At 70.5% G+C, this 20,723-nt stretch carries 15 protein-coding genes and 1 tRNA gene; 13 read left to right on the forward strand and 3 right to left on the reverse strand.

Features of this window, described 5'->3' with window-relative positions; genetic code table 11:
• Positions 1 to 93: 93 nt before the first annotated feature.
• The 6 genes from FOJ82_RS16310 to treZ all read left to right on the forward strand — a co-directional run bounded on the left by FOJ82_RS16310 (position 94) and on the right by treZ (position 8,576).
• Positions 94 to 441 carry a hypothetical protein gene (locus FOJ82_RS16310; protein WP_185975808.1) on the forward strand — a complete coding sequence of 116 codons (348 nt, stop codon included), beginning with the start codon at positions 94 to 96 and terminating at the stop codon, positions 439 to 441.
• 45 nt (positions 442 to 486) lie between these two features.
• A complete protein-coding gene (locus FOJ82_RS13790) occupies positions 487 to 1,476 on the forward strand; it encodes a hypothetical protein (RefSeq protein WP_143939075.1) in 990 nt (329 codons plus the stop codon).
• Between the two features lie 34 nt (positions 1,477 to 1,510).
• A complete protein-coding gene (recQ, locus tag FOJ82_RS13795; protein WP_143939076.1) occupies positions 1,511 to 3,319 on the forward strand; it encodes a DNA helicase RecQ in 1,809 nt (602 codons plus the stop codon).
• Between the two features lie 186 nt (positions 3,320 to 3,505).
• Complete coding sequence (locus FOJ82_RS13800) at positions 3,506 to 5,983, forward strand: DUF2207 domain-containing protein (protein WP_143939077.1); 2,478 nt, start codon at positions 3,506 to 3,508, stop codon at positions 5,981 to 5,983.
• A 23-nt stretch (positions 5,984 to 6,006) separates the two neighbouring features.
• Entirely contained in the window at positions 6,007 to 6,807 is an 801-nt protein-coding gene (locus tag FOJ82_RS13805; protein ID WP_143939078.1) for an NYN domain-containing protein, read from the forward strand.
• On the forward strand, positions 6,804 to 8,576 hold the full coding sequence (gene treZ, locus FOJ82_RS13810) for a malto-oligosyltrehalose trehalohydrolase (RefSeq protein WP_143939079.1): 1,773 nt from the start codon (positions 6,804 to 6,806) through the stop codon (positions 8,574 to 8,576). Before FOJ82_RS13805 ends, treZ begins: the two co-directional genes overlap by 4 nt.
• 557 nt (positions 8,577 to 9,133) lie before the next feature.
• On the opposite strand, the gene lgt is transcribed toward treZ, so the two are convergent.
• Positions 9,134 to 10,156 carry a prolipoprotein diacylglyceryl transferase gene (lgt, locus tag FOJ82_RS13815; RefSeq protein ID WP_143939080.1) on the reverse strand — a complete coding sequence of 341 codons (1,023 nt, stop codon included), beginning with the start codon at positions 10,154 to 10,156 and terminating at the stop codon, positions 9,134 to 9,136.
• A 156-nt stretch (positions 10,157 to 10,312) separates the two neighbouring features.
• Here lgt and FOJ82_RS13820 point away from each other — a divergent pair.
• The 4 genes from FOJ82_RS13820 to FOJ82_RS13835 all read left to right on the forward strand — a co-directional run bounded on the left by FOJ82_RS13820 (position 10,313) and on the right by FOJ82_RS13835 (position 14,050).
• Positions 10,313 to 10,385: transfer RNA gene (locus FOJ82_RS13820), tRNA-Ala, on the forward strand.
• A gap of 203 nt (positions 10,386 to 10,588) precedes the next feature.
• Positions 10,589 to 11,062, forward strand: coding sequence for a hypothetical protein (locus FOJ82_RS13825; protein WP_143939081.1), 474 nt, complete (start codon positions 10,589 to 10,591; stop codon positions 11,060 to 11,062).
• Positions 11,059 to 13,302: an MMPL family transporter gene (locus FOJ82_RS13830; RefSeq protein ID WP_143939082.1), complete on the forward strand. Its 2,244-nt coding sequence runs from the start codon at positions 11,059 to 11,061 to the stop codon at positions 13,300 to 13,302. Before FOJ82_RS13825 ends, FOJ82_RS13830 begins: the two co-directional genes overlap by 4 nt.
• The gene (locus FOJ82_RS13835; RefSeq protein ID WP_221933172.1) at positions 13,289 to 14,050 is read left to right on the forward strand and encodes an LmeA family phospholipid-binding protein; all 762 of its coding nucleotides are present in this window, start codon (positions 13,289 to 13,291) and stop codon (positions 14,048 to 14,050) included. Before FOJ82_RS13830 ends, FOJ82_RS13835 begins: the two co-directional genes overlap by 14 nt.
• Positions 14,051 to 14,099: 49 nt before the next feature.
• Here FOJ82_RS13835 and FOJ82_RS13840 read toward each other — a convergent pair whose 3' ends face one another.
• A complete protein-coding gene (locus tag FOJ82_RS13840; RefSeq protein ID WP_143939083.1) occupies positions 14,100 to 14,444 on the reverse strand; it encodes an ArsR/SmtB family transcription factor in 345 nt (114 codons plus the stop codon).
• Between the two features lie 98 nt (positions 14,445 to 14,542).
• Here FOJ82_RS13840 and arsD point away from each other — a divergent pair, with 98 nt between their 5' ends.
• From arsD to FOJ82_RS13855, 3 genes are read left to right on the forward strand one after another with little or no spacing between them, the layout of a single operon-like run.
• Positions 14,543 to 14,923, forward strand: a complete 381-nt coding sequence (arsD, locus tag FOJ82_RS13845) for an arsenite efflux transporter metallochaperone ArsD (protein WP_143939084.1) — start codon at positions 14,543 to 14,545, stop codon at positions 14,921 to 14,923.
• Positions 14,924 to 14,940: 17 nt separating this feature from the next.
• Complete coding sequence (gene arsA, locus FOJ82_RS13850; protein ID WP_143939085.1) at positions 14,941 to 16,728, forward strand: arsenical pump-driving ATPase; 1,788 nt, start codon at positions 14,941 to 14,943, stop codon at positions 16,726 to 16,728.
• A 47-nt stretch (positions 16,729 to 16,775) separates the two neighbouring features.
• Positions 16,776 to 17,702: a PAC2 family protein gene (locus tag FOJ82_RS13855; protein WP_143939086.1), complete on the forward strand. Its 927-nt coding sequence runs from the start codon at positions 16,776 to 16,778 to the stop codon at positions 17,700 to 17,702.
• 170 nt (positions 17,703 to 17,872) lie between these two features.
• Here FOJ82_RS13855 and FOJ82_RS13860 read toward each other — a convergent pair whose 3' ends face one another.
• On the reverse strand, positions 17,873 to 20,584 hold the full coding sequence (locus FOJ82_RS13860; protein ID WP_143939087.1) for a LuxR C-terminal-related transcriptional regulator: 2,712 nt from the start codon (positions 20,582 to 20,584) through the stop codon (positions 17,873 to 17,875).
• Between the last annotated feature and the right edge of the window lie 139 nt (positions 20,585 to 20,723).

A 20,723-nucleotide genomic window follows, 5' to 3' on the forward strand; every position in this document is an offset into this window, starting at 1 on the left:
CGGAAGATGGTGGATTCGGCCGATCCGGGGCGACGGGGCGCGCGCCTACCGTCGGAGGGTGTCCTGGACAGGGCAGGCCGAAGGGGGTGCGAGATGGGGATCGACGTGGCGTTGGTGGCCGGGACCGTCTCCAGCGTCATCTTTGCGGCCAGCGTGCTGCCGATGCTCGTCAAGGCCGTCAGGACGCGCGACCTGTCCTCCTACAGCCTGGGCAACCTGTCGCTGTCGAACCTGGGCAACGTGGTGCACTCCGTCTACGTCTACAGCCTGCCCGCCGGCCCGATCTGGGTGCTGCACAGCTTCTACCTGGTCACCACCGGGCTCATGCTCGTGCTGTTCCTGGCCCACGGATGCCGCTCCCCCGGGCCCACCGACGGCGACGGGCCCGCCCATGCCGACGACGCGGACGAGGCTCGGGCGGAGCACCCGATACTGGCGTAGCGTTGGCACGACGACGCGACGCACGTTGACCGGCGAGGAGGCCGAATGAACGCCAACACCCCAACCTTCCATGACACGGGCACGCTCCCCGAGGTCGACGGCCAGTGGCTGCGGCCCTCGTCGGACCATCCCGCCGAGCCCCGCTGGGGCCACCCCGACGGGTTGCAGGTGGGCCTGTCGCCGACGCCGGGGCCGCGCGGCCTGCTGCGCCTGTTCACGCCCTACCTCGACCACCCCCGCGAGCGGCTGTTGAACTTCGTCGCCGTCGAGCCCGTGGTCTCGGGCCAGAGCGCGCGCGGCTTCTCCGAGCTGGAGCCGAGCCAGCTCGACGGGCTCCCCGGCAAGCGGTTCTGGAGCGCCGACTCCCTGGGCCACGCCGAGCCCAGCGACCCACAGTGGCCCGCGCGCGGCGTCGTCGAGGAGGTCGACGGGGTGGAGCACCTCACGGTGTGGGTGCACTCCGAGCGGTTCGAGAACGGCGCGGAGGTCTCGGTCAGGGTGCGGTTCCGTGCCGACCGTCCCCACGAGGTCTCGCTCGCGGCCTTCCGGCGGCCCGGCTCCGCCGAGCTGCAGCACTGCGTCCTCACCGCCACCATGGGCAACTTCGCACGGCTGCGGGAGCTGCACCTGCGGGACCGGGTGGTCACGCCGGCGGAGCTCTGGCCCGGTTTCGAGCGCACCGACTTCGCCGAGCACGGCCGCTTCGGGGTCGAGGAGCTGCAGCGCAGCCCCGACGGCGGAGTGGTCGTCGCGGCGACCCCCGACGAGCGCGCACCCCACGAGGCCGTGGCCGCCGAGGGCACGGCCACCCACTGGAGCTACGTCGGGCGCCGGGCCGTGCAGGGCTGGCGGGTCCCGCAGCCCAGCCCGCAGCTCGAGGTGCTCGTCAACGGCCGCTGGGCGTACTGGGCCAGTGAGTCGCCCATCCCCGGCGGCGTCAGCTACGAGAACTTCGAGATCCTGGAGCCGTTCACCGAGGGTCAGGAGTTCATCTACTGGGCCGAGCCCATCGACGAGAGGGACTTCACCTGGTGAGGCAGTCGTCAGGGCGCTCGCATAGGGTGGCCCCGTGACTGCTGCTCTCGACGCCCTCGGCAAGGTCTGGGGATACGACGCCTTCCGGGGGCAGCAGGGCGAGATCATCGAGACCGTCGTGCGCGGCGACGACGCCCTGGTCCTCATGCCCACCGGCGGCGGGAAGAGCCTGTGCTACCAGATTCCCTCACTCGTCAGGGAGGGCACCGGGGTGGTGATCAGCCCGCTGATCGCCCTGATGCACGACCAGGTGGACGCCCTCGAGCAGCTCGGCGTGCGTGCCGCCTTCCTCAACTCCACCCAGTCCCCCGACGAGCGGCGCGACGTCGAGCGGCGCCTCCTCGCCGGCGAGCTCGACCTGCTCTACCTCGCACCCGAGCGGCTTCCCGTGGCCACCGGCCTGCTTGACCGGGCGCGCATCGCGCTGTTCGCCATCGACGAGGCCCACTGCGTGGCGCAGTGGGGACACGACTTCAGGCCCGACTACCTGGGCCTCACCATCCTGCACGAGCGGTGGCCCGACGTGCCGCGGATCGCCCTCACCGCCACGGCGACGGCCGAGACCCGCGACGAGATCATCCGCAACCTGCGCCTCGACGACGCCCGCGTGTTCGTCTCCAGCTTCGACCGGCCGAACATCCAGTACCGGATCGCACCCAAGCAGGACGCCAGGAACCAGTTGCTGCGGATCATCGAGACCGAGCACCCCGGCCAGGCCGGCATCGTCTACTGCCTCAGCCGGGCGTCGGTGGAGAAGACGGCCGAGTGGCTGTCCGGCAAGGGCGTCACCGCGCTGCCGTACCACGCAGGGCTCCCCGCACCGCAGCGTGCCGCCAACCAGTCCCGATTCCTGCGGGAGGACGGCGTGGTGATGGTGGCCACCATCGCCTTCGGCATGGGCATCGACAAGCCCGACGTCCGCTTCGTAGCCCACCTGGACCTGCCCAAGAGCATCGAGGGCTACTACCAGGAGACCGGCCGCGCGGGCCGCGACGGGCTGCCTTCGACCGCCTGGCTCGCCTACGGCCTGGCCGACGTGGTGCAGCAGCGCCGCATGATCGCCGACGGCGACGGCGGCGCCCAGCGCAAGCGGGCGCAGGGCCTGCACCTCGACGCGATGCTCGCCCTCTGCGAGACCGTCAAGTGCCGCCGCGCCCAGCTGCTGCGCTACTTCGGCGAGACCAGCGAGCCCTGCGGCAACTGCGACACGTGCCTCGAGCCGCCCGAGGGCTTCGACGGCACGGTGCCCGCTCAGAAGCTGATGTCCACCGTCGTGCGGCTGCAGCGCGAGCACGGGCAGCGCTACGGCGCCGGCCACCTCGTCGACATCCTCCTCGGCCGCGAGACCGAACGCGTCACCCGCTTCGGCCACACCGGCCTTTCGACCTTCGGGATCGGCACCGAGCTCGGCGAGCAGGAGTGGCGCGGCGTGGTGCGGCAACTCCTGGCCCAGGGTCTGCTGGAGGTGCAGGGCGAGTACGGCGTCCTGTCGCTGCCGGAGGCCGCGGGCCCGGTGCTGCGCGGCGAGCAGCAGGTGGTGCTGCGGCGCGAGCCGGAACGCGTGCGCACTCCCCGGCGGTCCCGCACCCGGTCTGCACCCACCGAGCTCGACGAGCCGCAGCAGGACCTGTTCCAGCAGCTGCGCGCCTGGCGGGGCGGCGTCGCCAAGGCGCAGGGCGTGCCCGCCTACGTGGTGTTCAACGACGCCACCCTGGCCGGGATCGCGCAGGCGCGCCCGACAAGCCTCGAGGAGCTTCGAACGGTCTCGGGCGTCGGCGAGGCGAAGCTGGAGCGCTACGGCCAGGCCGTGCTCGAGGTGGTGCAGGACCCTCAGTCCCCCTGAGGTGTGACGACGCAGTCGCGATCCACACCACCAGTCCCCCTGAGGTGCGACGACGCAGTCCGCGATCCACACGACCAGTTCCCCTGAGGTGCGACGACGCAGTCGGCGCCTCGAAGGGCCGGTGACAGCCCGGTTCGGGGCGCCAGAGGCCAACCGGTGGGCCTGTCCGCCCGATATCGTCGGGGCGTGCTGACCAGACTCCCCCGCGCCGCCGCAACCGTCCTGGCCGTCATGCTCGCAGTCCTGGCGGTGCCTGCCCTGGCGCCGCGGGAGGCCAATGCGGCCACCGACACCGTCCGCAACCTCGACGTCACCTTCGACGTCCGCGCCGACGGCTCGGTGGACGTGCGCTACCTGCTGGAATGGGACTTCGGCGAGAAGGGTCGCCGCGGCATCGAGTTCGGGATCGCCACGCGGGAGTCCTGGGAGCAGGACCGCTCCAAGGACGTCGTCTACGAGGTCAGCGACATCGAGGTCTCCTCACCCAGCGGCGCACCGGCCATGTGGGAGGAGAACGTACGGGAGTCCGGCTCGGACGGCCAGATCATGCTGCGGATCGGCGACCCGGACCAGGCCCTCGACACCGACACCGCCACCTACGAGATCTCCTACACCGTCGTCGGCGCCCTCCGGACGTTCGACGGCGTGCCGCAGCTGAACTGGGACGTCACGAGCCGGGACTACCCGGGGATCGAGGAGTTCACGGTGACCGTCACCGCCCCCGACGGGGTGGACCGGGCCCGGTGCCTCACCGGCGACGAGGAGTGCGGCCAGGACGTCTCGGGAGGCGTCGCGGTACTGACCGGCGGCGACGTCGAACCGCGGGACACGATCACCGCCATCGCCGACTTCCCGGCCGGGTCCGTGGCCAACGCCGAGCCGAAGCTGGAGGACCGGCGCCTCGTCGTCCCCGAACTTGTCCAGCAGGACAGCAGCTTCACGGTCGACGCCACCGGCGCCACCGACGTCGAACACACCCTCGTCTACGCGCTGCCGCAGGACGCGGTCCGGGAGGAGTTCGACCTGCGCCTGCCCACTCGGTTCCCGGTCTCCAGCCGCGAGGACCGCGTGTGGCGGATCACCGACCTGCAGGCCACCAACGAGCTGGGGGCGCCCTTCGAGATCGAGACCCGGATCCCGGTCGAGGGCGAGAGCGAGGAGGCGCTGCTGGTGGAGGTGCACGCACCGGTGGCGCCGCCCACCGCCACCGTCGTGGTCAGCTACCGCGTGGAGGGCGCCGTCGACTCGAGGGGTGGCACCGCCCACTTCCGGCTCCCGTTGAACGCCGCCAGCCGCAGCAGCGACGTCGAGAGCAGCTTCACGTGGCGGTTCCCCGCCGACGTGACCGCCGCCGACTGCGTCCGCCTGGGACTGGACGGCGAGGACAGGCGGCGGGGCTGCAACGAGGACGAGGAGCTGTCGATCGACGGCGGCACCGTCACCCTCGAAAGCCCCACCGGGAACAGCAACACCTCGCTGATGCGGTTCGAGGTGACCCTTCCGGCCGATGCCGTGGGCGGCGCCACCGCGATCATCGAACCGAGCCGCGACCGCGCCCGACAGGTGCTGGCCATCAGCTCCACAGCCGCCGGGATCGGGGGTCTGGGCGCGATGCTGCTGGCAGGCTTCCTCCTCCGCCGCAGGGCCGGACGCCCTCGGGACCAGCGCTACGCCGACGTCGCGCCGGGCCTCACGGATCCCGGGGGCCGCGTGGTGAAGGTCACCGGTCAGCCGCAGGTGGCAGTGCAGTTCGAGCCCCCGGAGGTCGACGTCGCCACCGCCGGCCTGTTCCTGGACCGGGAGTTCAAGGGCACCCACACGGCAGCAGTTCTGACCCGAATGGCGGTGAATGGTGCGGTGTCCCTCAAGTCCTCGCCCCTGGCCGTGGAACTGGCCGACTCCGATGCGCTGCAGACAGAGCTGGAACTGGACCTGGCCGCGAAGCTCGATGAGTACGCCGACGACGAGGCCCCGTTTGCCCGCAACGTGTGGCGGCTCAACCAGGTGGTGGACTCCCACCAACTCTCGGTGGTCCGGGACCGGCGCTACTTCCAGTCGTCCGTCACCAACTCCGCCACAGCCGTCCGAGGCATGGCCATCCTGCTGCTCGGCATCACCTTGCCGGTGGCCGCCGTCCTGCTGGCCGTCTTCCTGGACAATTGGATCGTCCGCGCCGGTTTCATCGGGCTGGGCCTCGGCAGCGTCGTGGCGGCCGTGCTGGTCAGCTCGGCGAAGCCGGTCCGCTCCCTGGGTGCCACTGGTTCCGCTCTGCTGGACCAGGTCCGCGGGTTCCGCCAGTACCTCGCCACGGCGGAGGCCGACCAGCTCGACTACGAGGCCGGCCAGGACATCTACTCGCGGCACCTGCCCTGGGCGGTGCTGTTCGGGCTGACCGAGCGCTGGACGCGCGTCTGCCGGGAGCTCGCCTCGGCCGGCCGCATCGCCCCGCTCGAGACCGCATTCACCCCCGACTTCTCCCCCGGCGTGTTCGCGAGCAACGTGCGAGCGCTCGCCGACACGGCGAATGTGGCCTCGGTCACCGACCCATCCACCCGCTCCAGCGGCAGTTGGTCCAGCAGCGGCGGTTCCGGCGGGTCGTCGGGTTTCTCGAGCAGCAGCTTCGGCGGGGGCGGCGGTGGCGGTACCAGCGCCGGGAGTTGGTGACCACCGCGAACTATGGTGGTGGCGTGAGCACCGACACCAGCAGTTCCAGCACCCGTATCGCTGTCCTGATCGACTCGGACAACGTCTCTCCCAAACACGCGGGCGCGGTGCTGGAGGAACTGGCCAGCTACGGGGTCCCGACCGTCAAGCGGGCCTACGGGGACTGGACCACGAACAACCTGACCGGCTGGAAGGGCGAGTTGCTGCGCCACGCCATCCAGCCCATCCAGCAGTTCTCCAACACCGTCGGCAAGAACTCGACGGACTCGGCCCTCATCATCGACGCGATGGACCTGCTCTGGCAGGGCAACGTCGATGCGTTCGCGCTCGTGTCGTCGGACTCGGACTTCACCCGCCTCGCCACGCGCCTGCGCGAGTCCGGGAAGCGCGTGTTCGGGTTGGGGCGCAAGGGGACGCCCGAGTCGTTGCGCCGCGCCGTTGACCAGTTCATCTTCCTCGAGGTCCTGGAGCAGCAGGAGCAGCAGGCGCCGCCTGCGGTGGAGCCGCTCGCGGCAACTCCGGATCCCGCCACGGGCATCAACCTCGAGAGCGCCCTCACCAAGGCGGTCAACGCGACCTCCGGCGACGACGGATGGAGCCTGCTGAGCCAGGTGGGGCAGCACGTCAACCGGACCCACGCAGACTTCGACCACCGCGACCACGGGCACGCCAAGCTGAGCTCCCTGATCAAGGCCCAGCCCTATCTTGAGACGAAGTCGCTGGGCGGGAGCCTGCGGGTCCGCCTGAAGCAGGGCAGGAAGGTCGCCGCCACCGCGTCCCAGGGTCGCAGCGGTGGGGCCAAGAAGGCGCTGGCCCCGAAATGATCGACCGTCCGCAGGGTTTTGAACCGACGTCCGGCACGGCGGTGTGGGCTCCGCGGGCCTCCCTGGTGGAGGTCGTCCTGGAGGGCACGCGCCTGCCCATGCACCGGACCGAGCGGCGCGGCTGGTGGGGGCTCGACCGCCCGCTCGGGCCGGGCACACGGTACGCCTTCAGCGTCGACGGCGGCCCTCCCCTGCCCGACCCCCGCGGTCTCGCCCACCCCGACGGCGTGCACGGTCCCAGCGCCGTCGTCGACCCCGCGCTGTTCACCCGCCGCCCCGACTGGGCGGGCAAGGACGTCCGCGGCGGCGTCGGATACGAGTTGCACGTCGGCACCTTCACCGACGGCGGCACGTTCGACTCCGCCGTCGAGCGGCTCGCTCACCTGGCCGAGCTCGGCGTCGACTACGTCGAGGTGATGCCGGTGGCGCCCTTCCCGGGCGAGCGGGGCTGGGGCTACGACGGCGTCGGCCTCTACGGCGTCCACCGCGCCTACGGCGGCCCGGAGGCGTTCGTCCGGTTCATCGACGCCGCCCACGCCGTCGGGATCGGCGTGGTGCTCGACGTGGTGCACAACCACCTGGGTCCGGAGGGGAACTACCTGTCCCAGTTCGGCCCCTACTTCACGCCTCGCCACCACACCCCGTGGGGCGACGGGCTGAACCTGGACGACGAGGACTGCGAGGAGGTGCGCGCGTTCCTGCTGGGCGCAGCCCGGCTCTGGCTGGTCGACTACCGGCTCGACGGTCTGCGGCTGGACGCCGTGCACGCCCTGGTGGACGACTCGCCCCGGCACTTCCTGGCAGAACTGGCCGACGCCGTCGCCGGCTGGGAGGCCGAGGCCGGCAGGCCGCTGAGACTGATCGCGGAGTCGGACCTGAACCGCTCCGAGATGGTCTCCCCCACCGGGTCGGTCCCCGGTGCCCGCGGGATGGACGCCCAGTGGGCCGACGACGTCCACCACGCCCTGCACAGCTTCCTGACGGGCGAGACGCAGGGCTACTACGTCGACTTCGGTTCCGCCGAGGTGCTCGAGAAGGCCCTGACGAGGGTGTTCGTCCACGACGGCGGGTTCTCGACGTTCCGGGGCAAGGACTGGGGTGCGCCTCTGGATCCGGGCTCGGACCTGTACGACGGCCACTCCTTCGTGACGTTCCTGCAGAACCACGACCAGGTGGGCAACCGCGCCACCGGCGACCGCATCAGCCGGACAGTGGCGCCCGGCGCGCAGGCTGCCGGGGCGGCGCTCTACCTGCTCTCGGCGTTCGCGCCGATGGTGTTCATGGGCGAGGAGTGGGCGGCCTCGACGCCGTTCCCCTACTTCTCCCACCTGGGTCCGGAGCTCGGCCCGAAGGTGACCGAGGGCCGACGGCGCGAGTTCGCCGACGTGGGCTGGGCCGACGAGACGCCCGATCCGCAATCGGCCGAGACCTTCCGCAGCGCCGTGCTGCTCTGGGACGAGCGCGACGAGGCCGCGCACGCCCGGATGTTGTCCTGGTACCGGGAGTTGATCGCGATCCGGCACGCCCGACCCGACGTGCTCGATCCCTCGCTGGGCAGCACGCAGGTGCAGGTGCTCGACGACGACACCCTGGTGATGCGGCGGGGACAGGTGACCGTCGCGGTCACGCGCGCCTCCTCCGCAGTCGAGGTGGATCTGGGCGCCGCCACGGAGGTCCTGGCCTCGTGGGACGACCCGCGCGAGCTCGCCCCCGGCCGCTTCCTCCTCCCCGGCCCGGGCGCCCTGATCGCCCACCGGCCGACCGCCTAGGACCCGCCCCCATCCCGTAGGTCGAGTAGGGCGCCCCGCGCCCGTGTCGAGACCACCGCTGATCGAGTAGGGCGCCCCGCGCTCCACTCCGCTGACCGAGTAGGGCGCCCCGCGCTCCACTCCGCTGACCGAGTAGGGCGCCCCGCGCTCCACTCCGCTGACCGAGTAGGGCGCCCCGCGCTCCACTCCGCTGATCGAGTAGGGCGCCCCGCGCCCGTGTCGAGATCCACCCCTGCCGCACAGCGCCGAAGCGACTTTTGAAACCAGTCCACCGCCCACACTCCGATACACACCTGTTTCCACAAGTTGCACACAGTTTCCGAGCGGTAGCACCCCACTCATCCCCGGTTATCAACAGTTGTTCACAACCTTGGGGAAAGGTCACGGTTTCAAAAGCGGTTCATCGGGGGCACCTGCAGGTTTCACGCGTGAAATCCGACCCACCGGAGATTCCACATGCAGCGCCAAGGTGTGCTACCGATTTCGGGTGTGACCGAGCACACGAGGAACCGCCAGAGCAGTAATCCACAACCCGGGGCGGGTTATCCACAGTTGGTTTAACGGTTGCTCTCAGGAAGTTCAGGAGAGCTGGAACCGTCGTCAACGGTGGTTTCGCCCGACCCGTGTGTGGCGTTGGCAATATCGTCGGACGCGTGGTCCTCAGTTTCGGCGGAGTTGTCCTCCACCGGGGCGTCCACACCGTCCCCCTCAGCCTCGCCGTGCCCGTCGACCGCATCGTCGCTGCCACCGACCTCGACGTCGCTGATCGCCTGGGTGCGGGCCCAGGTCCAGATGATCAGTCCGGCCACGACCATGGGGATGGAGAGCCACTGCCCCATGCTGAAGCCCATGGACAGCAGGCCCAGGTACGCGTCGGGTTCGCGCCAGAACTCCCCGATGAACCGGAAGACGCCGTAGCCGATCAGGAAGGCCCCGGCCACCTGGCCGCGATAGCGTGGCTTGCGCGCATACAGCCACAGCAGGACGAACAGCAGCAGGCCCTCGAGGAGTGCCTGGTAGAGCTGCGAGGGATGGCGGGGGACGTCCCCGCCAGTGGGGAAGATCATGGCCCAGGGCAGGTCTGCCGAGGCCTCGCGCCCCCAGAGCTCGCCGTTGATGAAGTTCCCGATCCGGCCGGCCATCAGCCCGAAGGGCACGGCGGGCACCAGGAAGTCGCCCACCTGCAGGAAGGGACGCTTCTTGATGAACGCGTGCACTGCGATGCCGACGATCACCCCGATCGCCCCGCCGTGGAAGCTCATGCCGCCGTCCCACAGCTTGATCACGTCGAGCGGGTTGGCCAGGTAGAAGCCGGGCTTGTAGAACAGGACGTACCCCAGCCGGCCTCCGACGATGACTCCGGCGATGGCGTAGAGGAGGAGGTCCTCGATGTCTGCGGGCGACCACTTGTCCGGCTTGGTGATCGAGCGGTACGGCTCGTGCTTCAGGCGGCGCCGCAGCAGGAAGTAGGCGACGACGAACCCGATCAGGTACATGATCGCGTACCAGTGGATCTTCAGTCCGAAGATGTTGATCGCGACGGGGTCGATGTCCGGGAACGTGAGCACAAGGGGCGCCATGTACCCAAGCTTGTCACAGGCTCGGTGGCCGAGGCAGCCGGCTTCTGGCGCGGTGGGCGGGCCCAACCCAACGGAGGGACGCCCACGAAGGCTGACCAGCCGTTGCGATTTCACGGATGCTGAGGGCCCCCGGTATGCTGGTCGGGCTGTCGATCCGGGGCATTAACTCAATTGGTAGAGTGCCACCTTTGCAAGGTGGAAGTTAGGGGTTCGAGTCCCCTATGCTCCACTCCGCATCGTCCTCGTCCGAGCGTCGCCTCAGGTTCATCGTGGAGCAACTGACGTCCAACACGCACCTCCTCTCCGCACTGCCGAGTCGCTTTCTGGCCTGATCCTCCCGAAATCACAGTTCGTGTCGCCGCTGACAACTACCATCGCAATACCACTGCGCCCCCCAGGGCCCAAGTGACGATCGCACCGCCAGGAGGATCGATGACGATTGGTGAGCACCGGAGCACCACGCGCCGGGGTGGCAGTTCATTGGGGGGCGCCGTGATGCTCCTGATCGGGCTCCTGGCCGGAATCGCGCTGGCCGCGGCGGCCGGCGTCGTCCTCCTCGGCATCGGGTGGGCGACCCCGATGAAGGCACAGCCGGTCATCGGCGCCAGCCCCAGCCCGTCGCCGACGCCGACGGCGGGTGGCTCGACCCAGGAACCGGGTGAGGTGTCCGAGGCGTGCGTGCGATCGGCGGAGTACAACCTCGTGGTCGACGAGGCAGTGGAGGAGCTCGCCCGGGGTGCCGAGTCCCAGGACGCCCTCGCACTGCAGGAGACCCTCGACCGACTCCAGGACGCCCGTGAGACTGCTGCCGGCGCGGCCGAGGAGTGCCTCGCCCAGGCCGGGGAGGATCCCGGAACCGAACAGTCCGCCACCGCGGAGCCCAGCCCGAGCGCCACGTCGTCATGACAGGAGCACCTGCGCCGGCCGAGGGGGAAGCCCGCCGCGGCTTCATGGGCACACTCTGGTACGGCTACGCCCGCGTGACGGTCGCGCTGCGCTGGTTCATCGTGGTCGGGTGGGTGGCTGCGGCCGTGGCTGCCACGTTGTTCCTCCCACCGATGCAAGGCACCGTCGACGACATCGAGGCGCTCGGGGCCAACGACGCCAGCTTCGAAGCGGAACGGCGGTCACTGGAGCTGTTCGAGTTCCCCCTCCTGGCGCGTGCGGCGATCGTGCAGCGCAACCCCGACGGCCTTCCGCCGCTGGTCCAGGCCGAAGCGGTGATGCGTGGCATCGCGGTCAACCAGGGCAAGTACGAAACTGAACTACTGGGCGCGATCCCCGTCCCGAACACCGAGGGAGGGTTCCCGGGTGCCGCCGAGAAGAACACGACAGTCATCACCTACGTGTTCGCCAACCCGGAGCTGAACTTCTTCGAGCAGACACGGGCGGTAGAGGACTTCGCGGCCGAGCAGCTCACCGACGCCTCGGACGCGTACGTGGGCGTCACGGGCTCGATCCCCGCACGCGCAGCCCAGGGATTGGTGCTGAACTCATACGTCCACATCGTCGAGGTGACGACCGTCCTCGCGGTGCTCACGATCGTGGCCCTCACCTTCGGCTCGTTGGCGGCACCCGCCGTGACGCTGGTCTCCGTGGGGGCTGCGGTGTTCGTCACGCTCGGCGTCTCCGGATGGGCCGGGCAGAGGATGAACGTCGCGATCCCGGCCGACCTGCGGCCGCTGATCGTCGCGCTCCTCCTCGGAATCGTCACGGACTACTGCATCTTCTACCTCTCCGGCCTGCGAACCAGGCTCCGGGAAGGGCACGACCGGCTGGAGGCGGCGCGCCTCGCCACCGCCTCCTACACGCCGATCGTCACCGTGGCCGGCTTCACGGTCGCGGCGGGCACGGCCTCGCTCCTCGTCGCCGAGTCCCCACTCTTCCGCGGCTTCGGGCCCGCGCTCGCGCTCACCGTCCTGACCGGACTCGTGGTCGCCGTCACCCTCGTGCCGGCCCTGCTCGCGATCCTCGGCCGAGCCGCATTCTGGCCGCGCAACCTCGTCGCCGAACCTGCGAAGGTGCGCGAGCGGCCCTCCCTCCTCACCCGGGCGGTCGCGCGCCGCGGCTCCGCCTTCGTCCTCGTCCTGGTGTGCGTGGTGGGCTTGGGCGCGGCCGCCTACCAGGCGCGCAACCTGGATCTCGGGCTCGGATTCGTGCAGTCCCTGCCCGAGACCACGAGCGCACAGCGCGCGGCAGACGCTGCCGGCAAGGGCTTCGCCCCGGGCATCGTCTCCCCGACCGAGATCGTGCTCGAAGCACCGGGAATCGGCGAGAAGACCGACGAGATCGCCCAGTTCGGCGAGGCCCTCAGGGCCCAGCCCGGCGTGGCGGGCCTCGTCGGTCCCGGCGAACTGCGCGCCGCGGACGACGTCGGCGCCTTCACAGCTGAGTCGGGCGACGCCGTCCGCTTCCTCGTGGTCCTCGACAGCACACCACTGGAGTCGACGGCGATCGACACGCTCGGCCGCGTCGAGGCGGCACTGCCGCAACTCGCCGCCGACGCCAACCTTGGCGAGGTCACCACGCTCGTCGCCGGTGACACCGCACTCGCCTCGGGCATCATCGCCGACACGAGCAACGACCTCCTCCGGATCGGGCTGGTGGCGCTCGCGGTCAACCTGCTCCTACTGGTCATCTTCCTGCGCGCGCTGGTCGCCCCCCTCTACCTCCTCGCGTCGAGCGTCCTCGCGCTGGGGGCGACGCTGGGCCTGTCGGTGCTGTTCTTCCAGGACTTCCTGGGGCACGACGGCCTCACCTTCTACGTCCCGTTCGCAGCGTCGGTGCTCCTGCTGTCCCTGGGGTCCGACTACAACATCTTCGCCGTCGGCCACGTCTGGCAGGAGGCCCGCAATCGGTCGATGCGGGACGCCCTCCTGGTCGCCACCCCGGAATCGACCCGGGCGATCACCTCCGCCGGCCTGGCGCTGGCGGCCAGCTTCGGCCTGCTCGCCGTGATCCCGCTGGGGCCGTTCCACGAACTCGGCTTCCTGCTCGGGGTCGGTATCCTGATCGACGTGTTCATCGTCCGTGCACTGCTCGTGCCGTCACTGATCACGCTGGTTGGCCCGGTGAGCAGCTGGCCCTCTGGGAGGCTGCAGCGCGTGCGGCGCCCCCGCGGCGGGAGAGCACGTGCAGATTCCTGACCGAGGCACGACGCGGCCGGACGGCGCTCCTGCCGCGCCGTCGTCCCGTCGCCGCCTGCGGCTGAGAGCGCTGGACTGGGCCCTGGGCGCCCTCGGAATGCTCGGGATCGGGTTCCTCGCGCTGCTGGTGTTCTGGCTGTCGATCACGCGGCCGGTCGACGACACCGGAGCCTCCCCGAGCCCCGTCCCGTCCCCCTCGGCGACAGCCGGGGGCACCCGTGCAACGCCGCCCCCGGATCTCGCCGACGACCAGGTCTGGCTCGGTGACATCTCACTGGACGCCAGTTCCGTCTTCGCCGCCGGGACACCGCTCCACGACGTCGTCGCCACCGGTACCGACGTCACCTCGGGGCCAGACGGTCTCGTCGCCCGCCACCTGGACCTGACGGCCACGGTCCCGTTCGAGGTCGTGGCCGCAGAACTCGGCCCGGGCAGCACCCTGAGCGCCGCCGAGGGCGGTGAGGTGCGCGTCCACACCCGCATGGAGGCCATGGGACGGACTCTCTCCGTCGCAGCCACCGGAACCGTCGATGTCGTGGACGGCAAGCTCGTCCTGGTGCCCACCTCAATCGACATCGGAGGGCCCGAGTTCCTCGCCGACCTGCTGGCCGATGCCGTGCGGGAGTTGGTGACGTTCGAGCACCGCATCGAAGGGCTCCCCGACGGTGTCATCCTGCGGAGCGTGAAGGTGCTGGATGGCGGCTTCCGCGCCAACCTCACAGGTGACGACGTGCGACTCGTCCAGTGAGTCCGGCCGGCGAACGCGATCAGCCCCCCCTCCGGGGCAGGGTTTCGCGCTAGACCAGTTGGCCGGTTGCCGTCACGCTGGCGACGCGGTCGAGTACCTCGGGCACGAGCGAGTAGTGCACCCAGGTGCCGCGACGCTCCGACGTGACCAGGCCGGCCTCGCGGAGGACCTTGAGGTGGTGGGAGATCGTCGACTGCGACAACTCGAGGGGCTCACTCAGGTCGCACACGCACACCTCGCCACTCTCGTGGGAGGCGATCACGGACAACAGCCGGAGACGGTTCGGGTCCCCCAGGGCCTTGAACACCTTCGCAAGGCCCTCGGCCTCGTCACCGCCCAGCGGCTCGCGCACGAGGGGCGTGCCGCAGTCGGTGGGTGAACACGATGAGGTCATGACACGAGTCTAGGTCTTGAATTGACGCCTGTCGAAGCAAAGGTTTAGGCTGACAGCTGTATCGATGATCATCGATTCAACACCAAGGGAGGTCTGTCATGAGTCTGATCGAAGTCTACGAGCCGGCGATGTGCTGCAGCACGGGGGTGTGCGGTAACGACGTTCCGCAGGAGCTGGTCACGTTCTCCGCTGACCTGGACTGGCTGCGGAGCAACGATGCCGACGTCCGCCGGTTCAACCTGGCGAGCGAACCCGCCGCCTTCGCCGCACAGCCCGCAGTGGTGCAGTTCCTGCAGGTCTCGGGCTCCGAGGGCCTCCCCCTGGTCCTGGTCGACGGAGTGATTGCGATGACCGGCCGCTACCCCGACAGGGACCAGCTCGCACGCTGGGCCGGGCTCTCGCTCGTGCCCGCAGGCGCCACGAACCTGGGGCTCACCGCCGAATCCGGGGGCTGCTGCGGCGGCTCCAGCTGCTGCTGAAGGGACCGCTCCAAGCCATGCCGTCATTCATCACCGATGCCCCCCGCTACCTCTTCCTCACCGGCAAGGGCGGCGTCGGCAAGACCTCCGTCGCGGCCGCTGCTGCGCTCATCCTGGCGCGCGGGGGGCGGTCGGTATTGCTGGTCAGCACCGACCCGGCCTCCAACGTCGGGCAGGTGTTCGGCCTGTCGATCGGCAACACCATCACCCCGGTCCCCGCGGTGCCGGGCCTCTCCGCACTCGAGATCGACCCCGACGAGGCGGCCGACGCCTACCGTGAGCAGATCATCGGCCCGGTGCGGAACCTCCTGCCACAGGCCGAGATCGCGGTGATCACCGAACAGCTCTCCGGGGCCTGCACCACGGAGATCGCATCCTTCAACGAGTTCACCGGCCTGCTCACCGACGCCGCCGCCTCGGCCGACTTCGACCACATCGTCTTCGACACCGCGCCCACCGGACACACCATCAGGCTCCTGCAACTGCCGGGGTCCTGGACGGACTTCCTCAACGAGGGCAAGGGCGACGCATCCTGCCTCGGCCCACTCGCCGGGCTCGACCAGCAGCGGGGCATCTACGCCGAGGCCGTGGCCGCCCTCGCCAACCCGGAGTTGACACGCCTGGTGCTCGTCACCCGGGCGCAGCGCGCGGCCATGGACGAGGTGGAACGCACCAGCCTCGAACTGGCCGCACTCGGCATGAGCGAGCAGTACCTGGTCATCAACGCCGTGATGCCGGAGCCGGCCAGCGACGACGAGCTCGCCACGGCCGTCCACCGCCGGGAGCAGGACGTGCTGCGCGACCTGCCCGCCGCGATCCGCGACCTCCCGACCGACGTCCTCGAACTGAAGAGCGACAACATGGTCGGCATCGACGCCCTCGGGAGCCTGCTGGTGAGCGGTCCCGGAACCGGCGCCGACACCGACGGGGCCTTGGGCGAAGCACCGGTGGTGTTCGCCGATGACGGTGGGGACCGGATCGAGGCCCTGGTCGACGAGCTGGCCGAGCAGGACCACGGCCTCGTGATGCTGATGGGCAAGGGCGGGGTCGGCAAGACGACCGTCGCCGCCGCGATCGCGGTGGCGCTGGCCGGACGCGGACTGCCCGTGCACCTCACCACCACGGACCCGGCCGCCCACCTGGACGAGACCCTCGACGGCGGTCTCGAGAACCTGACCGTCTCCCGGATCGACCCCCACGAGGCAACCCAGCAGTACCGGGACAATGTGATGCGCACCAAGGGGGCCGGCCTCGACGAAGCCGGGAGGGCGGCACTGGCCGAGGACCTGATGTCGCCCTGCACCGAGGAGATCGCCGTCTTCCAGGCCTTCTCCCGCGCCGTCAGCCAGGCCCGACGGCAGTTCGTCGTGATCGACACCGCCCCGACCGGGCACACCCTCCTGCTGCTGGACGCCACGGGCTCCTACCACCGCGACGTCGTCCGGCAGATGGGTGAGACCGCGTACATCACCACCCCGATGATGCGACTCCAGGACCCGGACCTGACGAAGGTCATCGTCGTCACCCTGCCGGAGGCGACCCCGGTCCTGGAGGCTGAGCAGCTCCAGTCGGACCTGCGCCGCGCCGGCATCCTGCCCTGGGCCTGGGTGGTCAACAACTCGTTGGCGGCCGCACACACCACGGATGCGCTGCTGCGACGCCGCGGGCACAACGAGTTGGCGCACATCCGGACCGTCGCGGGGATCGCTCCCCGACATGCGATCATCCCGCTGCTGGAGCGCGAGCCGGTGGGCGTGGCCGCGCTGGGCGCGCTGACCGCCTCCCCGGACCTGGCGGGCGTCTGACGGCGCCACCGGCCGCCCGGGCTTGGACGGCGTGAGAAGCTGGTGCTGTGCAGAACCCAAGCGACCTCTACAGCCTCGAGCCCGGCGCCGTCGGCGATGATCCGCGACCGGGCGTGCTCCTGGTGTCCCTCGGCGCCTTCATCGACGCCGGGGGGGTGCAGCGCATCCTCAGCGAACACCTCCTGAGCGCCGGCAACGCCGAACTCGTGGCGACTTTCGACGTGGACCAGCTCCTCGACTACCGCGGCCGCCGGCCGACGATGGTCTTCGACAGCAACCGCTGGTCCGAGTACGAGACACCCACGATGCTGCTGCAGCGCCTCGTCGATCGGGACGGGGACACCTACTACGTACTCACCGGGCCCGAGCCCGACTTCCAGTGGGAGCGTGTGGTGGCGGCAGTGCGCGAACTAGTTGCGATCCTCGGGATCTCGCTCGTGGTGACCGTGCACGGCGTCCCGATGGGCGTGCCGCACACCCGACCCGTCGGGCTGACCGCCCACGCCACGCAGGCCGCCCTCATCAGTGACGTCCACTCCCCCTTTGGCCGGGTGCAGGTGCCGGGCTCCCTCGGCGCGCTTCTCGAACTGCGCCTCGGAGACGCGGGACACCCCGCTGCCGGCTTCGCGGTCCACGTCCCGCACTACCTGGCTGCCACCGAGTTCGCGCAGGGCGCGCTCGCCGCGCTGAACGCCGTCGTCGACCTCACGGGGCTGAACCTGCCCAACGACGACCTCGTCGCCCGGGCCGAGACCAACCGTCGCGCCATCGCCGCGGAGGTGGACGACAACGAGGAGGTCCGTGGCGTCGTGGCCGCGCTCGAGCAGCAGTACGACGCGTTCGTGAAGGGTCAGGAACGCCCGAACCTCTGGGCAGGTGACGGATCCGAGATCCCCTCGGCGGACCAGCTCGGCGCGGAGTTCGAGAACTTCCTGCGCACGGTCTCCGACGAGGACGCCGACGGCGACAGCTGAGTTCACAGGTTGAGGGTGCGGCCGCTCAACCCCCTCAGGAGTCGCCCCCCGGCCGCGGCCACACCCTGACCTGCGGACCACCATGTCTACTGACAACCATCGTGGTACTTCCACGCTAGGGGTGTCGCGATCCCAGTACCTCAGTAGGCGGGTACTGGGCTTGGTTGGCGTCAGTCCCCCTCATGATCACCCATGACGGCAGCGATCTCCTCCCGATGGCGGACGCCCAGCTTCGCGAAGACCTGGTAGAGGTGCGACTCGACGGTGCGCACGGAGACCACCAGCCGCTCGGCGATCGCCGGACTACTCAAACCTGCTGCGGCCAGGTGCGCGACCTCCCGCTCCCTGCGCGTGAGGACCGGGATCTTCTCGCTCTCGGAGAGCTGGGTCAGCGCCACGCCCTCGCACTCGGCAGCCAGCCGCGCCGCCCGCGCCCGGGCCCGGTCTGCTGCCGGACCGGAACGCAGCAGCAAGGCCGCCGTGGCAGAGGCCTCCGCCGCCTCGAGCCGCAACCCGAACCGCTCGAGCTGCTGGGAGACGCGGTCCAACCCGAGGGCGTCCTCGGCCTGGACCATCGCGGCATGCTCGGCGAGCAGCGCAGCCAGTGGCGACGAGCACGCGGCCGCGCTCCGGGCCAACAGCGGGGCCACCCTCGTGGCCGGGGCGCCCAGTCGCATCGCGATGTGCAGCAGCCGGGCCTGGTATACCGGCAGCTCCCGGAAGTCACGCGCGTGCTCCAGCGCCATGCGGGCGGCACCGGTGCTGTCCCCGACCGCCGCCCTGATGAACACGTCGGCGAGAACGAAGTCCAACCGGCCGCGGGAGCGCTGCTCCGCGATCGGCATCCGGCGCGCCCGCGCGAGGGTGTCCGCCGCGCCGCCGCTGTCCCCGAGCCGGGCCTCGGCCACCGCCGTCGCCGCCAACACCCAGGCGAAGGTGCCGTCGAGCCCCGCCCGGTGCAGGCAGGCCGCCGCCTCGCGCAGCTCCTTCAGCGCGCTGGCCGGACGGCCCCGCAGGAGCTGCATCTTGCCAAGTCCGAAGGCTGCCATGCCGAGGGTGACGTCGTCGTAGCCGGGTACCCACTGGGTGTAGTTGGCGCGGATGAGGTTCTCGGCCTGCTCCAACTGGCCCTCCTGCAGCTGACACATGATCTCCTGCAGGTCCGAGGTGCGCCTCGCCCGCGGCGCGAACGGACCGCCCCCGGCCGCGAGGCTGCGAAGTTGCGCGTGCACGGCACGAGCTTGCGTCGACTCGCCCATCAGGATCAGTGCCTCCCCGGCCGCCTCACCGGCCACCAGGTAGGTGTGCTCGAGCGAGTCGGGGTCCTGGAGCACCTCGAGCGCCAGGTCGGCCCCCGCTCTCGGGTGGCCCGCCTCCAGCAGGAGCACGGCGCGCAGGGTCGCGTCGTGGCGCCGCGAGTGGGGGTCGCGGCACCGCTCGTGGAACCGGTCGAGCAGCGCCTCTGCCTCGTCATCGGCCCCGAGGCCGTGGTACAGCGCGACGAAACTGCAGTCCAGGTACTGGATCCGGACGTCGACGCGCGCGTCGCCGAAGGCTGCCTCCTCCACCGCTGCCAGCCGGTCCGCGGCTTCCCTGAAGCGGCCCAGACCGTTGAGTGCCGCAGCCAGGAGCACCGTCGCCGACACGTCGGCGTCCTGCTCGACGGCTGCCTCCGCGAGGCGGATCGCCTCCTCGAAAGCGAACACGGAGTTGGCGTGCTCGGCGGCGCTGAGGAGCGTCTCGGTTTCGGGGCGCTCGCCCGCGTCCAGCTGCCAGCACGCCAACCGCAGCCGGCCCGGGCCGTCGAGCAACTGGCGCGAGGCCACCTCAGCCAGCGTGTGGAGGAGCTGCCTGCGCTCCTCTGAGGTCAGCCCCGCGAGCGCCACCTCGCCCACCAATGGGTGGCCGAGCCGGTAGCTGTCAGGGTGTCCCTCGTGCGCGGGAGGCACCCGATCGACCATGCCCGAGCGCTCCAGCGTGATCAGCGCCTGCCGGTCGCAGGCGTACTCGGCCAGCCTGGGCTCCAGCGGCTCCCCGAGCGCCAGCACGGCGAGGGCGCGGCGCTCCAACTCGGACAGCGCGCCCAGTCGGCCGCCGACGGCGTCGACCAGTCGGGTGGGCAGCGGGACGCCACCGTCCCAGCTCCACACCCCGTCACGATTGGTGAGCGAGCCGGACTCGACGGCGGCCAGGATGAACTCCCTGATGTGCAGCGGGCTCCCGCCGGTCACGTCGTAGAGCCGGTGCAGCAGTGGTTCGGAGATCATGCCGCCGAGTGCGGAGCGCACCATGGCGGCGGCGTCGCTGTGGCCGAGGGGTTTCATGTCCAGGCGGTGGGTGAGTCCGTCGCGCCAGAGCGCGGAGATCGGATCCGGGACCGGCTCGCCGGCTCGCACGGTGGCCACCACCACGGCTGCCCGCGTGAGTGCGATCCGCAGCAGCAGGGACGCACTGCCGGCATCCAGGTGCTGGGCGTCGTCCACGACGAGCAGCGGCAGCGAACGGTCCTCGGGGGCGAGGGAGGTGATGAAGGCGGAGTGGAACGAGACGGCGTCGGCATAGTTGCTGGGGGACACCCGCGGCGCGAGGTGGGCCAGGGCACCGTACGGGATCAACGAGGCGGAACTGGTGCCGACGGCCCAGTGGGTGGTCAGCCCGAACCCCCCGGCCACCTTGCTGGCCTCGCGTGCCAGCCGGGTCTTGCCCGTCCCTGCAGGCGCAACCACCACGGCGCCCAGGGGACCCTCGCCCGCGGGCGCCGACGGCGTGATCGCCTCCGTCAGCATGGCCAACTCCCGCTCCCGACCGACCAACGGCCAGGAGGAGAGCAGGCGCGCCGGCAGGCGACCCTCCCTGCGGGACCCGCGGTCGACCAGCGACATATCGAGATCCTATGAGCTTGCGGACCTTTCGAGGGAGGAACCGGAGAACCAGCCACTTTCGCCCACAGCGAACTTGAGCGACATCGACTCAACTCCGACTTGAGATTGACGAGGACCCTTCCTAGACTTGAGTCAAGCA

It is taken from the genome of Tessaracoccus rhinocerotis (assembly GCF_007197885.1).
In the GTDB taxonomy this organism is placed as follows: Bacteria; Actinomycetota; Actinomycetes; order Propionibacteriales; family Propionibacteriaceae; genus Arachnia; species Arachnia rhinocerotis.